This window comes from Shewanella sp. KJ2020 (genome assembly GCF_024197625.1).
Lineage (GTDB): Bacteria > Pseudomonadota > Gammaproteobacteria > Enterobacterales > Shewanellaceae > Shewanella.
The window spans coordinates 165,092-179,250 of the sequence record NZ_JAKUKD010000008.1 but is presented as its reverse complement, the minus strand read 5'-3'; the positions used below and the strand labels follow the sequence as shown (position 1 = coordinate 179,250).

General features: G+C 44.6%; 13 protein-coding genes. 6 read left to right on the top strand and 7 right to left on the bottom strand.

From position 1 onward, the window contains the following. Positions 1 to 263: 263 nt before the first annotated feature. The 5 genes from MJO46_RS05035 (at position 264) to MJO46_RS05015 (ending at position 3,402) form a co-directional block, all read left to right on the top strand. On the top strand, positions 264 to 542 hold the full coding sequence (locus MJO46_RS05035) for a hypothetical protein (RefSeq protein WP_253988374.1): 279 nt from the start codon (positions 264 to 266) through the stop codon (positions 540 to 542). Between the two features lie 23 nt (positions 543 to 565). After that, positions 566 to 1,117: a hypothetical protein gene (locus tag MJO46_RS05030; RefSeq protein WP_253988373.1), complete on the top strand. Its 552-nt coding sequence runs from the start codon at positions 566 to 568 to the stop codon at positions 1,115 to 1,117. A gap of 72 nt (positions 1,118 to 1,189) precedes the next feature. Continuing rightward, positions 1,190 to 1,789 carry a hypothetical protein gene (locus MJO46_RS05025; RefSeq protein ID WP_253988372.1) on the top strand — a complete coding sequence of 200 codons (600 nt, stop codon included), beginning with the start codon at positions 1,190 to 1,192 and terminating at the stop codon, positions 1,787 to 1,789. Positions 1,790 to 1,798: 9 nt separating this feature from the next. Further along, a complete protein-coding gene (locus MJO46_RS05020) occupies positions 1,799 to 2,902 on the top strand; it encodes a hypothetical protein (RefSeq protein ID WP_253988371.1) in 1,104 nt (367 codons plus the stop codon). Between the two features lie 341 nt (positions 2,903 to 3,243). Further along, a complete protein-coding gene (locus MJO46_RS05015; protein WP_253988370.1) occupies positions 3,244 to 3,402 on the top strand; it encodes a hypothetical protein in 159 nt (52 codons plus the stop codon). Between the two features lie 122 nt (positions 3,403 to 3,524). Here the strand turns inward: MJO46_RS05015 and panP are convergent, their stop codons facing one another. The 5 genes from panP to MJO46_RS04990 all read right to left on the bottom strand — a co-directional run bounded on the left by panP (position 3,525) and on the right by MJO46_RS04990 (position 10,799). After that, complete coding sequence (gene panP / locus MJO46_RS05010) at positions 3,525 to 5,174, bottom strand: pyridoxal-dependent aspartate 1-decarboxylase PanP (protein ID WP_253988369.1); 1,650 nt, start codon at positions 5,172 to 5,174, stop codon at positions 3,525 to 3,527. 243 nt (positions 5,175 to 5,417) lie between these two features. After that, a complete protein-coding gene (locus MJO46_RS05005) occupies positions 5,418 to 6,599 on the bottom strand; it encodes a glycerate kinase (protein WP_253988368.1) in 1,182 nt (393 codons plus the stop codon). A gap of 71 nt (positions 6,600 to 6,670) precedes the next feature. Further along, positions 6,671 to 8,029 (bottom strand): GntP family permease, encoded by a 1,359-nt coding sequence (locus MJO46_RS05000; RefSeq protein WP_253988367.1) that lies wholly within the window; start codon positions 8,027 to 8,029, stop codon positions 6,671 to 6,673. Between the two features lie 323 nt (positions 8,030 to 8,352). Further along, entirely contained in the window at positions 8,353 to 9,360 is a 1,008-nt protein-coding gene (locus MJO46_RS04995; RefSeq protein WP_253988366.1) for a catalase family peroxidase, read from the bottom strand. A 209-nt stretch (positions 9,361 to 9,569) separates the two neighbouring features. After that, positions 9,570 to 10,799 (bottom strand): sugar diacid recognition domain-containing protein, encoded by a 1,230-nt coding sequence (locus MJO46_RS04990; protein WP_253988365.1) that lies wholly within the window; start codon positions 10,797 to 10,799, stop codon positions 9,570 to 9,572. Between the two features lie 245 nt (positions 10,800 to 11,044). Between MJO46_RS04990 and MJO46_RS04985 the strand changes: the two genes are divergently transcribed. Next, positions 11,045 to 12,532: a M4 family metallopeptidase gene (locus MJO46_RS04985; protein ID WP_253988364.1), complete on the top strand. Its 1,488-nt coding sequence runs from the start codon at positions 11,045 to 11,047 to the stop codon at positions 12,530 to 12,532. Positions 12,533 to 12,588: 56 nt separating this feature from the next. On the opposite strand, the gene MJO46_RS04980 is transcribed toward MJO46_RS04985, so the two are convergent. Together MJO46_RS04980 and MJO46_RS04975 are read right to left on the bottom strand one after the other, a co-directional pair. After that, positions 12,589 to 13,278: a uracil-DNA glycosylase family protein gene (locus tag MJO46_RS04980; protein WP_253988363.1), complete on the bottom strand. Its 690-nt coding sequence runs from the start codon at positions 13,276 to 13,278 to the stop codon at positions 12,589 to 12,591. Between the two features lie 69 nt (positions 13,279 to 13,347). After that, positions 13,348 to 13,953, bottom strand: a complete 606-nt coding sequence (locus MJO46_RS04975) for a hypothetical protein (RefSeq protein WP_253988362.1) — start codon at positions 13,951 to 13,953, stop codon at positions 13,348 to 13,350. Between the last annotated feature and the right edge of the window lie 206 nt (positions 13,954 to 14,159).

Below are 14,159 nucleotides of genomic sequence, written 5' to 3'. Positions count from 1 at the left end.
ACGAAATGCAGAAATGCTCACAATTACACTTTCAGATTTGCAGCTAATTATCTGTTTTTAAATATTAATTATATATTTTAGTTTTAACGCAGTGATTAAGGCCATACTTATATCCATGTCAACAAAAAATCATATCCATCAATATATCCATATAGCTATCCAACTGTGTAGCCATAAATTATATATCTATATGAAAAAATGGATGTTTTACTAATTTTTGTTAAGGCTATAGTTTGAAGTGTCATTACATTTGGAGCATTAGTATGAATACATCAGCACATGCGATTCAGAGAATGGGTCAACGCGGAGTAAATCAATTTATGGTCGATTTGGTCATGGAATTTGGATGCTGTGAATATCATAAAGGCTGTGAAATATATCTCATGACAAAGTCTTCTTGTAGGAGGGTTAATGATTATATTGGCCATCAGTTTGCAAAGCAATTGTTATCAAAAATAATTGGGGTTTATGTTGTTATAAGCGAAGGCACAATATTAACCGTTGCGAGGAAAAACAACCATTTCAAAAAGAATAGAAAGTAAAAAAGACAAAAGGAAGAGTAGATATGAAAAATGAAAATGAATCCAATGTCATAAATGACAAAGAATTATTTTATATTATGGCAGACCGAGTTGATGAAAAATATGACTTGATTCCTTTTTATAAAGAGGTAGCTAAATTACAAACAGAGTATTTTATAGAAAATGGCACTCTTTTAGAGAAGGACATAAGATTTTCTGGTGTTGACCTGTTTAGTCTAACACCAAATCAATTGTTTCGTACCGTTGAAAAATTGGATTCAGATTTGCTCGATAAACCATTATCTTCATTAACAAAAGAAGAGTGGGATATGGTCGTTGTTGATGATTTAGGTTTAAAGATATGGAGTAATCTTTATCATGAACTACATAATTATGTTTCAACTCAAGGTAATGATACCGAAGATAATGATGAAAGTTTACCTGATGACTTCGACTTTGATAGACTAAACCAAAGTTCCTTACGGACTTTGTTAGACTACTTTTTTACCCAATTGGAAATTGTAGGGATATCCGAATTAAAATTTAAATCATTTCAAAAAATAGACTGGGAATTGTTGAGTAGTTGTATATTTTAGGTCTTTGTTTTTAAAGGTGTAGGCGATTATTTGTATATGTTTGAGTTTCGGATCTCTAAGTATTTTGAATTGATGGATGTTGATTCAGCAATAATCAAGAAAGTAGTTAATTATAGTCTGGATGAACATATCTTCTTGAAGCAGTTTCCTCATGTGCTATTGGGGATGTGTAATTTTGCTATTTTGGATGAACCTGATATATATAACTCGCCTAACGAATACTCTAGTGAATATTCGAGTACATTGAGTTTGGCAAGAGAGTTATCTGGTCATGGTGAGTTTTTAGAAGACCAATTTAGTTTGTTGTATTTAGTTTTGATGCCTGATCTAAATAATAATCGTATGTTTCCTTGTTTTTTTTCGGATATTTCTGACTTTGGGGTTGATCTTTTTCCTATGAAAGATTTTTTGTATTCAAGGATTGATACTGATTCCGGAGATAAAATTCCAGAATATAGATTTTTTACAGACATTGGCTCCAATGGCTTTCCATCTGTAAGATTGTTTAAAGACGTTTTTTATAAAAATTATGAAATGATTATGGATGAGATGAAACGAACTGCTAAATATGCTTTAACACAAAACCCATATATAAATAGAAAATTGTCTATTTTGAAAGATCTTGAAAATATGGAAATGTTTTTTGATAGTGATTCAAAGTTAATATTGTAGAGGTGATTTATGGATGCTAAGTTTGACGCATTATTAAAAGGCTTTTATTCAGAGGCTAACTTGGTTTGTGGTTCTGAGGGGCTGTTCCAATCGATTTTTTATCATGAGGCCAGGAAACATTTTGAACAAAGCCAGATATGGCGAGAACAACCAGTAAACGGCGGAGCTATCGATTTCTGCATTGATGGTGGTGATAAGATATTTGCTATTGAGATTAAAGCTGGTGCAAATGGCCATCGAAATTCCTTGGCTAAGATGAAAGAGGTTGAAAGTAAAGGACTTAGTCACGATCTCAGGAAACTACAGTTTTTTTCTTCAGAATCTACTAAACCGGTAGAAACTTGGTTGATTTGTGTTGACTTATCTCCATTGGGAATAGCGTTTAATAAAGATGATATATTTTACTATTCAGAGTTTGCATCTTCATATGGAGCAAATTTTTCATATGCATCACAGTTGGAAAATTCATTTTATTGCTGGTATAAAAATGGAGAACGCTGCATAGAATTAAATGTTTCTGATTCTGATAGCGTTTCATCTATACAGGATTTATTTTCGTCTACAAGATTTTGGTCTCAGTTTTTTGATGAGACAGTTTCTGATTTTGGGTCTGAGTGTTCTCACGTTGGCTTACTTTATCATCATCTTAGAAAAAACGGACTGAATTATAATCAAGTTGCGGTAGAAGTTTTCTTTAACTGTAATAAGTACGGCGATAGACAATATAGAATACCGGATCTGGCTATTTTTGATAGACGTTTTAATGCACAGTTTCAGCTCTATGGTGATAGTAAGAAAATAGTCAAGAATGATCAGTTCAAGCTACCTAGTTTGGTATCAGTTATTGAGTTCAAAGGCGGTAGTTCATTCAAATCAAAGTCTTTAAAGGAACGAGAGAGAATGATTGAGGCTGATATTGATAAGATGTTAAGTCACATCATTCCAAACATCCAAATCGCCTCACAGACACTTAGTATGGACTCTGCGCAATCAAAACCAATATATATATTTGTTTTGACTGATTTTGACAAAAGACTTGAACCATTAATTATTAACTTAAGAGAGCGAGTGAACGGTAAAATAGACATTCGCTGGATAGGCGATTATTTATAGGCGATATATTCTGGGCTTGGAAACTGCATAAACCACTCCGAAGATAATAAAAATGCATAACGTCTTAGTATTTATGCGCTGCGCTGTTTGCAGGGCATAGTCGCTTGTTAGACTTGGTCGCTGCCACATCCGCATAAATTGGTATGAATGATGCTGTAGGAATTTGCTTTTTGCGGTAGCGGTTTTTATACCGTTTGATGGGTAATCGCTTGATATCGTTTTAGATGAGTGAGGACGCCCATAGTTTTCATGGTTACTCTTTCACATCATAATCCCTATATGATGTGTGCAATATCACTGCCATATGCTCGCGGTATTTGTGTTTCTATGTGCTACAGATTATGCAGAAATTAACTAATGCGAAGTCGGCTGCTGACGTGACCTTCGATGACATGGATGTCATCGTAGAGCCGCCATGGATGGCTTCACGGCGTGTCACGGAAGCAATGGAATTCGGCGTACCTGCTACAGGTGCAGAGTGCTTTGTTTTTGTTATTTAACGTAAGGTTTCGCTAATTTTGTGCCGTGAATCAAATCAGCCGCAAAGATCTTTGCGGCTGTTTTACTATTTGAAACTTTATATCTGAAAGCCGCTATTGGAAAATTCACTCTTCACAACTCGCTATTGCGCCACCATCGCCATTAGTGCGGGTAAAAACTCTTTATCTAATGCGGCGATTTCGCTTTGTTCAACCAGTACTTGATTGAGAATATCATGGCTAGTCAACGGGTTGGCTAATACCACACGAAACACCACGGTCGCTTGCCTAAAATAGCGGGCAGGGGAGATGCGGGTGCGGGATACAAAGGATTTACCCTGTTCGCGTTGGTGCTTTTGAATAAACTGGGTAAGCCCATCGAGCAGTTCATTAAAGCGCGCAAGTTTTACTGTGTCACCTTGCTCAATAGCAACTTGCATGGCGGCTTGGACGCGAGCGGGGACATAACGATAAGTCAGTAGACAAAGTTCTGGCTCAGTGACCAGCTCAAAATCCTGATGGGCTTTGATTTGTTCGGCAAAATAGCGCGCTTTTTCAAGGCTGTTGTTGATTAAGATTTCATAACCATCGCGGCCGATGATTTGTAAGCAAGCGTGCACTAACATCGCCATGCCGGGGCGTGAACCTTCGAGCGTTTGGCTGCCGAGATCCTTTGAACCGCGGCGCAGAATATATTCGGCGTGATGGGCAATGGCGTGGGCAAACTCAGGGTCTTTAAATAACACCATGCCCGCGCCCATAGGCACATACATTTGCTTGTGGGCATCGATGGTCACTGAATCGGCAAGTTCGATACCTGCGAGTAAGTGGCGGTATTTATTGGATAATAAACTCGCGCCGCCCCACGCCGCATCCACATGAAAATGGCTGTTTAACTCTTTTGCCAGCGCTGCTAACTCTGTTAACGGGTCAACATTACCTGTCTCTGTCGTGCCCGCCACGCCAACAATTGCCAATACCTTGATGTTTTTACTAGCAAGTTCAAGGGCGGCTTGGCGCATTTTAGCCACATCGACCTTGTTATCGCTGCCCGTGGGAATGCTGATGATATTGTCGCGACCGATGCCAAGCAGATCGACCGCTTTACCTAGGGAATAATGGCCGCGTTCCGAGACTAAAATCGCTAAATCGTCATAGCCATAGTGGCGTAGCGCCTTGAGTAATCCTTCGCGGCTGACGCCTTTAAACTCACCATCGGCCTTCAATAATTGATTGCGGGCAATCCACAGTGCCGTGATGTTGGCTACTGTGCCGCCGGAGCAAAAAGCCCCGAGGGAATGATTAGCGCTGTGCATCCAGCTTTGATAAAAATCCGTATCTTGGGCATAAATCAAATGGTGCATCATGCCGAGCACTTGTCGCTCAAGGGGCGTAAAAGCCTTAGAGGTTTCGATTTTGACCAGATTTTGATTCAGTCCCACCATCATTTTTGACAGCGGCAACACAAAGTAAGGTAGTGCCGACGTCATATGGCCGATAAAACTGGGCGCCGCCGTATGCACCGAATGGGCCACCAAGTTTTGCATAATTTCATCGGTGTAATCGGAGACAAAACGCGGCTGGGTTGGGATCTCAAAGGCCTGAAAATCGGTTTCAATTTCCGATAAGGGCTTTTCGAGCGCGGCGATGCTGTCACCCAAAAAGCCTGCTAAATCCTCGGAAAGCTTCTGCTCGATAATACTTAAGGTCGATTCTGCATCTTCCGGCACAGTAAATATGCGCATTAGACTGGCTTCGGATGCGGTGGCTTGGCGAGGGAGTTTTTGGGTCATGGGGCGTGCCGTCTATTAATTCTTATAGTGAAACCGCAAATTTGTTCAAAGAGTATAACCAAATCAGTGACTCTCGAAAGCAATCAAGGCGGATTACCAAAAAGGGAGCTCACTTTACTGCAAGGCCTTTTAGGCATCAAGCATTAAAATATCAAGCTCTCAAATATAACGCAGGCACGGCGGAGGAGTAAAAAACAAGGCGCCATTTGGGCGCCTTTGCTCGATTTCCCCTCGGCCTTATGGCTAAGGTTTACCTAACATCAGTACCGCACCGATATTTCGAGCGGTATTACAAAGGTTTAGCTTGGCATTGGCCAGCACATCATCGAGCGGACTTAAGTGCGGGATGATAGGGAAAATCGCCGCCATACCTTGATCCAGAATGGCATTGGCGTTGTCACCTAAGCAGCCCGCGATACCGATAGTGGGAATGCCCTGCAGTTTGGCTTGCTTTAACACGCCCATCGGGGTTTTGCCAAATACAGTTTGACCATCGATGCGGCCTTCACCAGTGATCACTAAGTCAGCGTCACGAATTTTGTCAGCAAGGCCAACGGTTTGCATTACAATCTCGACACCGGGTTTAAGCTCGGCATTTAAAAAAGCCATCACGCCAAGGCCCATACCGCCCGCAGCACCTGCACCGGCCTGTTCACGGTGATCGTTAATGCCACTTTGGGCTATCACATCGGCGTAGTGGGCAAGGGCCGTATCGAGTTGCTTAACCATCTCGGGTGTCGCACCCTTTTGCGGACCAAAAATCGCCGAGGCACCACGTTCTCCGCACAGCGGATTGTCAACATCACAGGCGACTTCGAAGGTGCATTGGCTCAGTAGTGGATGGGCGTTGGTCATATCGATACGGGCAAGATTGGCCAGCGCCGCGCCGCCAGAAGGCAAGGTTTTACCTTGGCTATCGAGCAATAAAATGTCCAGCGCCTGGGCCATACCCGCGCCGCCATCGTTGGTGGCACTGCCGCCTAGACCTAGAATAATGTGCTTTATCCCCCGATTAAGCGCATCACAAATCAGCTCGCCAGTGCCGTAACTGGTGGTAAGTAGCGGATTACGTTGCTCCCTTGGCACATGGTGCAGCCCTGAGGCTGAGGCCATTTCAATCACGGCAATGGCGCCATAATTTGCATGGCTCGCAGTGCCATTTGAACAATCGCCGAGGATGCCACCAAGGATGCCATAGTGCGCTTGCACTCTATTTCCGAGTGGTCCCATAACCTCTAAATTGACTATGCTGCCACCCGTGGCATCGACCATAGACTGCACAGTGCCTTCGCCACCATCGGCAACGGGAATTTTGACTATGTCGCAGTCGGGGATCACTTGCCTTAAGCCCTGTTCTATGGCGTTAGCCACTTCGAGTGCGCTTAAACTTTCTTTAAAGGAGTCGGGGGCGATAACTATTTTCATTAAAAATCCTACAACTAATTGGGCGCGGTATGCGCCCAAGGACACAGAATCAAATCAAGGTCAAAACAATATTAGAGCAAGACTAAGCTCAGCACATACACAGTCACCATGGCGGTAACACCTTGGATCAGCGTCGCCATAGTTTGTGCTTTATAGGCTTGCTTGACGCTCATGCGGCTAAATTGGGCCACGACCCAGAAGAAGCTGTCATTGGCGTGGGAAACTGTCATAGCGCCAGCACCAATCGCCATTACCGTTAATACTCGGCCCATATCGCTACCAAGGCCAATATCGCCCAGCATAGGCGCAACCAGCGCCGAGGTCGCAACTAAGGCCACAGTGGATGAGCCTTGGGCTGATTTAAGCGCCGCGGCAACGATAAAGGGCATAAAGATACCGACCCCGAGTGCCGACAGTGAAGTGCCTAAAAAGTCACCAATAGGTGTGGCTTTTAAGACTGCACCAAAGGCGCCGCCTGCACCTGTGATCAAAATAATCGGCGCCGCCGCGACTAAGCCTTGGCTAATGCGCTCGCTAAATTCACTGATTTTATTCTCACCCTTTAACAGCAGCAGGGATAAAAATAAGCCAATCATCAGGGCATTAACGGGTTGGCCGAGGAACACGAGCGCGTCAAACAACCCTTCTTTACCCAAAGGCGCTGAGGGGAAGTTAGCGATAGAACCTAAACAAATTAATACGATAGGCACAAAAATCGGCGCGAAGGCTTTGAGTGGGCTGGGCAGAGTGCCATAGCTTTTCTTTAGGGTTTCATAGTCATTGGCCTGTGCTTTTAGCTCCTCTGCGCCTTCACCATCGGGTTCAACATCGGCAAAACGGTTCGCCCATAACATGCCCGCTAAGGAGGCAACGGCGGCGACAAATAGGCCCACGCCGATCACTAAACCTAAATTAGACTCTAAACCTAAGTTACCCGCGGCGGCGATAGGGCCAGGTGTTGGCGGCACAAAGGTGTGTGTAGCGTAAAGCCCTGTGGCTAAGGCAACACTCATGGAGACGCTGGAGACCTTCATGCGGTTCGCCATGGATTGTTTAAGAGAGTTTAAGATCACAAAGCCCGAGTCACAGAATACGGGGATCGAAACGAGGTAACCGATAATCGACATAGTGAGCGTCGGGAAGCGTTTACCCAATAGTTTGATCACTACGTCGGCCATGGTAATGGCGGCGCCACTCTTTTCGAGAATAATCCCGATAATAGTCCCGAGCACAATTACAAGCCCGATATAACCTAAAATATTGCCAAAGCCCGTGGTAATGGTTTTGGCTATTTCACCGCTCGGTAAGCCATAGGCGAAGGCCGCGATAAAGGCGGCCAGAATCAAGGTTAAAAAGGGATGGAGTTTAAATTTTGAGGTCGCGATAACAATAAATGCAATCACGCCGATAAGAATAAGCACTAAGTTCATAGTTTGTCCCGTTCAGTTCTTGGCTGAAGTTTTTGAGTAAGTTTCTTTAGTGAGTTTTGACGGATATTGTAGGGCGCAGTGTTGATTTGGGCCTGAGTCCAAATGAAAACTGCTCTAAGGTCAGCTTATTATTGAATACTGCGGATTGAATAGCTTTGGCTAAAACCACGGAATTACCGCATTGTGATGGGTGATTTTTGTGCCCACGCACAAAAATCTTCGGCTGAATTCGAATTTTATAGGGATAATCTTGTCGAGAGGCGTTGGCAAATAGACTCATTTGCCAACGTTAAAAAGGAATAATTGGGTTTAGCTCATCGTCTTTATTGACGACGAATAAAGGATTCTACATAGGCAGCGGTGCGGGCATTGAGTATCGGATCGGCCGATGGGGCAATACCCTTAGGTAATAACAGCGGGTTGAAAATACCTTTATCGCATTGTTGAACTTGGGGATCGCTGTCTCGCTCACCGTTAATCACCACTTGGCCTACCAGTAAACGCCGACGAGTCTCAGGCCAGATAACCGTTGGGTCATTAATCTCATCACCCGTTTCGGCGAGTTGAATATACAAGTTCCATTGTGCCGGCTGGGTTTTAATGCGCTCGAGTAATTCGGCTTTTAAAAAATCGTCACTAAGATTAGCCAGTTCGCTGGCGGATAACGCCGCAGTGCCTGCAACGGGTTCAAAAATCCATTTACCCGCAACCATTTCACCCTGTTGTTCAGCGTTTTTTGCGGTGCTAAACAGGAAGCTATTTACGCCATAGTAGCGACTGTTGGCAAAACTTGGACTGGGAGGCAGCTGTTTTACATAATCAAAAAAGGCTTTGGCGCTGGGTTGATTGTCAATAAGCCATTGTTTACCTTCAGCGCCCTGTTTCACTTTGGTCTGAAAGGTAAAAAAGTCTTCTAGATTACTGGCGAAGAAAACGGGGACGTTAGTGGTGACAAAGTTAAGGTTTTCTTTATCGCCATCAATTTTGAGCGACATAAAGCGCCCTGGGGTTTTATCAGAAATCTGAGGGTTAGTACCGCCAAGGGAAAAGCGGGCTGTCACCTTAATAACATCTTGATTAAAAAGTGGAATCGCCAAGGTTTGTTGTAATTGTGGATCGGGTTTAAAACTGCCCGAAGTACAAAATCCCTTAGTGTGATTACGCAGTTTAACCTTTTTAGCCGCTTCGCGACTGGCCGCATCGGGTGTGCCATTGACGGCATCGACCAGTTCGGGAATGGTTTTCTCGGCGGCGATTAATGTCGGCGAAGTCAGTGCAATGCCGCTAATAAGGCAAGCCTTGGCGAGTAAAGTCAGTTTGATTGGGTTCATAGCAATTCCTTTCGATGGACTGAATCGAGCGTTCTAGAATATAGACGCGATACCTTATGAAACGATAGGAAAGGGGATACGGTATAAATCTTTCAATCGATCTGTTAATTAATGTCAAATTTTACTCAATGGTGCAGAAATAACGCCACCGCCGTCAGCTGCTAGTGTGTTTTTGAGCTGTTCGTGTCAATGGTTAAGCCATTTTGGCGTTAAGTTGAGCGAGTCGAAGTATCAATCAATTGCCCCAGATACAGGCTCAATAGCCCGTGCAGGGATTGGATATCTGTTTTAGTGAGCTGCTGAATTTTATCAAGGCGATACCTTAAGGTATTACGGTGAATAAACAAGGCATTAGCACATTGCTGCGCATCACCAAAATGGGTGATATAGGCGGCTAAGGTTTTGCGTAACTGGCCGTTTTTATCCGCCTTGGCGAGTTGCTGATAGGGCGTTGCCAGCGCCTGACCACGCCAGTCATGTTTAAGCCCTGCGAGTAACACTTGCAGGGAATAATCTTCGAATAGGTATTTAGTGCCTCCGGGGTGGAGTTGTTTACCTAGGCTCAAGGTTTCCTGTGCTGTTTGGTAAGAGCGCGCGATACCGCCTTTTTCGGGGAAAAAATGGCCTAGGGCAATCTTAAAGTTTAAATCCATCTGGGCGGGTAAACGTTGCAGTAACTTATCGATGCGCTGGTTTTCAAGCTCAGGATCCCATTGTTTGCCATCTAAAAAAGCCGGTTTTAAGATCACTAACTGCGACATAGATGTCATGGCGATTAAGTTACCGCGATCCGGGTTTTGCAGTAGATGTAACACTTGCTTTAGGGTTTCGCTGACGCGGGGATTTTGTCCATCAATGCTTTGCTCTGCATTGCTTAACCCATTAAAAGGGCTACTGACCTCGACAAGGGAATGTCGGTGCTTTTCACTGACCTCAATAATGGCCGCCACCCGTGGCAGGCTGATATCAATATCGAGTTGTTTAGCCCAGCGATATAGCTGCTCATCGTCAGCGGTTTGCGCCTTGATAAGCTGCAGAATAAATTCTTCCCGCTGGCGGTTCTCCCACTGCAATTGATCCTGCAGGTTGGCTTGTTCGACAATCATTTCGGCGGTCATTTTGAGCAACTCGCCGTAATGGGTTAACTCACTGGGATCGCCAGTAATGCCGATAACACCAATGATTTGTCCTTGATAATGCAGGGGTAAATTGATGCCGGGCTTAACGCCATGCAGCCCAGAGGCAACTTGCTGGCTGATTTCCACATTGCGATTTTGTGCAATGGCCAGCAGTGCACCTTCGTGGGTAGAACCAATACGTTTAGGATCGCCTGAACCTAGGATAACCCCTTGGCCGTTCATCACATTGATATTGTGGCCGATAATTTTCATCGTTCGACTCACAATTTGTTTGGCGATTTGCTGATCTAAAACGTACATAACTAACCTTAGATTTCAATCTATTAATAAATATTGCGTGGCTAGATTTACTGATAACTAAGCCAATAGCAAGCGCCTTTAAAAAAGCAGGCGTTTTTATAATCTTCTATAATCAAGCTGTATCAATATTGTTAAATTATTAACTGTGGTGTAACGAAGTCGTTTGTGAGCTCGTTTTATTTCTGACACTTTGTATCCGCTGAGCGCCGTTTATCCAGTACCGGAAAATGACAAAGGACATGAAAATGAAGATCTATACCTTACCTTCGGCTCTGGCTATTTGCATAGCGAGCAGCTTTCAAGCACAAGCAGTCGAAATAAAAGTTAATCATGGTCAATCGCTTCAGTCTGCGGCGGGATTAAGCCAAGGGCATAGTTTTAAAGAAACCAAGGCTATTACTACGGCCCGCGGGCAGAAAAAAACTAAAGAACAGCAATATTACAATGGTGTCTTGGTCTACGGGCATCATTTGGTTGTGAGCCATGATGGCTTAACACAAACCGCCATGGGTGAAGTCGCGCAAATTGGGGATGATTTTTCGGTGGAGGCGGGGATCACTCAAGGTCAGGCAATTGCGGCGCTGAATAAGCTATATCCGGGTTCGGCAGCCTCGGGTAAAAAAGAGGTGGAACTGGTCATTTTAATGGAAGATTCAATTCCTAGACTGGTTTATCGCGTTTCTTATTTGAGTGATCAAAATGACACTCTCTTGCGCCCTACGGGTTTTGTCGATGCACAAACCGGTGAGGTATTAAGGCATTGGAACGAGATCATGACCGCGAAGGGCGGCAAACCTGGCGGTGGTGGCTCGGGTGGCGGTACCAGCATTCCTTTTGATGCTACCGGCCCTGGTGGCAATGCTAAAATCGGTGATTATTACTACGGCAGTGATTATGGCTATCTAAAGGTAAGTGAGTCTAATGGTGTTTGCACTATGCAAAATACCAATGTGAAGACAGTTAATATGGCGAATGCGACACGCCGTGGCACAGTTTATTCGTTTGCATGTCCTGAAAATACCTACAAAGTGACTAATGGTGCCTATTCGCCGCTCAATGATGCCCACTACTTTGGTGGGGTCATTTTCAACATGTATAAGGATTGGTATAACACAGCGCCATTGAGTTTCCAGCTAGAAATGCGAGTGCATTATGGCCGCAATTATGAAAACGCCTTCTGGGATGGGGCAGCCATGTCCTTTGGCGATGGAGCCAGTTATTTCTATCCCTTGGTGAGCTTAGATGTGTCGGCCCACGAGGTGAGCCATGGGTTTACCGAGCAAAACTCAGGGTTGAATTACAGTGGTCAGTCCGGTGGTATCAATGAGGCTTTCTCGGATATTGCTGGTGAAGCGGCTGAGTATTATATGCGCGGCAGTAACGATTGGAAGGTGGGCTATGACATAGTTAAAAGCTCGGGGGCGCTACGTTATATGGATAATCCGCCTCTGGATGGGCGCTCTATCGGTGATGCTGCCGATTATACCAGCAGTATGGATGTGCATTACTCATCCGGTGTGTATAACAAAGCATTCTATTTGTTAGCGAGCAAAAGTGGCTGGAATACCCGTAAAGCGTTCGATGTCTTTGTATTAGCAAATCAGCTGTATTGGAATCCAACATCAAACTTTAATCAGGCCGCCTGTGGTGTGCAAACTGCGGCAAGTGATTATGGTTACTCGGTTGCCGATGTGACTTCCGCCTTTTCATCCGTTGGAGTGACTTGTCAGTAATGCACTGATTTGAATCTCCCTAAAACTAAAGCCTCGAGCAATTAACTCGGGGCTTTTTAGTTTGATGGGGGATGTGAAACCTCGAGCAATGTTGCGATCCTTTGCCTCAGCCTTGGCAGCATATCGCGTTCAAATTCGGGGTGCTGCTTAAGCCAGAGGTTATTGCGTGGGCTAGGGTGTGGCAAAACCATAAACTTGGGCCAATATTGCTGCCACTGCGCCGTTGCCTCTGTCACTGTGATGCTCTTTGCCTTTGCTTTTGCTTGAGTATTGGGAGTGGCATCAGGACTTATTTTTGTCTGGGTATCTAAAGCGGCGGTATCCATCCGATGAGCGGTTAAGTGGTAATCGATGGCGTATTGGCCGAGGATCACGACTAATTCTATTTGTGGCATCAGCGCCAGTAGTTGCCTATGCCAAGTGGCGGCGCATTCGGGGCGAGGCGCTTTATCGCCTTGCTTCTTACCGTTTTTCTCTATGCTTCCCGGAAAACAAAACCCCATTGGCACTATGGCAAATAGGGCTGGATCGTAAAATTGCTCCCGAGTGACATTTAGCCAATTGCGTAGCCGCTCACCGCTGGCATCGTCGAAGGGGATGCCTTTATGGTGGGTTTTAATGCCCGGCGCTTGGCCTGCAATTAAAATCCGTGCTTGACTACTGGCTTGCAAAATAGGTTTAGCTGGCAAAGGCAAATGGGCCTGACAAAGTGTGCAGGCCCTGATTTTTAGCAATAGCGTGTCCATGGCGGTTAAGCCTATTGGTTCCGGCGGTCGCTTTTGCGCTTGTTTCACCATAATGAATAGTTAAGCCAGTTAGGATTGGAACATGACTAGCGTTTGGTATAGCCAGTAGCCAAATAGGCCATAGCCACTCACTAAAGCTAAATAATTTAATAGTTTAGGCATTTGTTTCGGTGTAGAGGCTAAGCCAATATGGGCAACGATAATGGTAAAAAGTGCGAGCGGGGCAATGATATAGCTTAAGCCTAAAATCGTTAATGCCCCAAGACTAAGGATCCAGTCGGCTTTTGCATGGACGGTTTTATTGATTTGATGGAGCTGCAGTGGCAGCAGGATAAGACCGGTACCTATGCAGATAATGCCGACATTGAGGGCGAAATCGCTCCAGCCCCTGTGATCATAAATGGCAAGGGCGAGGGTAATCAGCGGCACAAGTAAGGCACTGAACACATGGCGCTTGGTAAATGTGTGGCTGCTATAGCGACCGGCAAAGAAAAATAATCCCTGTAAAAGAAGATTGATTAAGGTAAAGCCACCTAGGCCTAAAATGATAAATAGGCTGGCGGTGCCACCCGAGGGATCGAAGGCAATGGCGGGCACTGGGAGTAAACTTAGCCCGAGTAATGCGGGTATAGATGCCAAACGTTGAGTTTGAGCGTGTGAAAAATGATTCAACATGGTTTTAGACGATTAACGAAAAGATTGAATTAAGATCCGCTAAAGTGACTTAAAACTCAAGGAATAAGCTTTTTATGGGCGGATTTTCGCGCCAGAGTCTGATCTTATTCAAGAATTTGGCTTTTGTACTGCCGCATGTATTGCCACAATCCTTAAAATACATATAAACAAAAGCCCGCAGCAGCGGGCTTTTGGATGACAGCGAA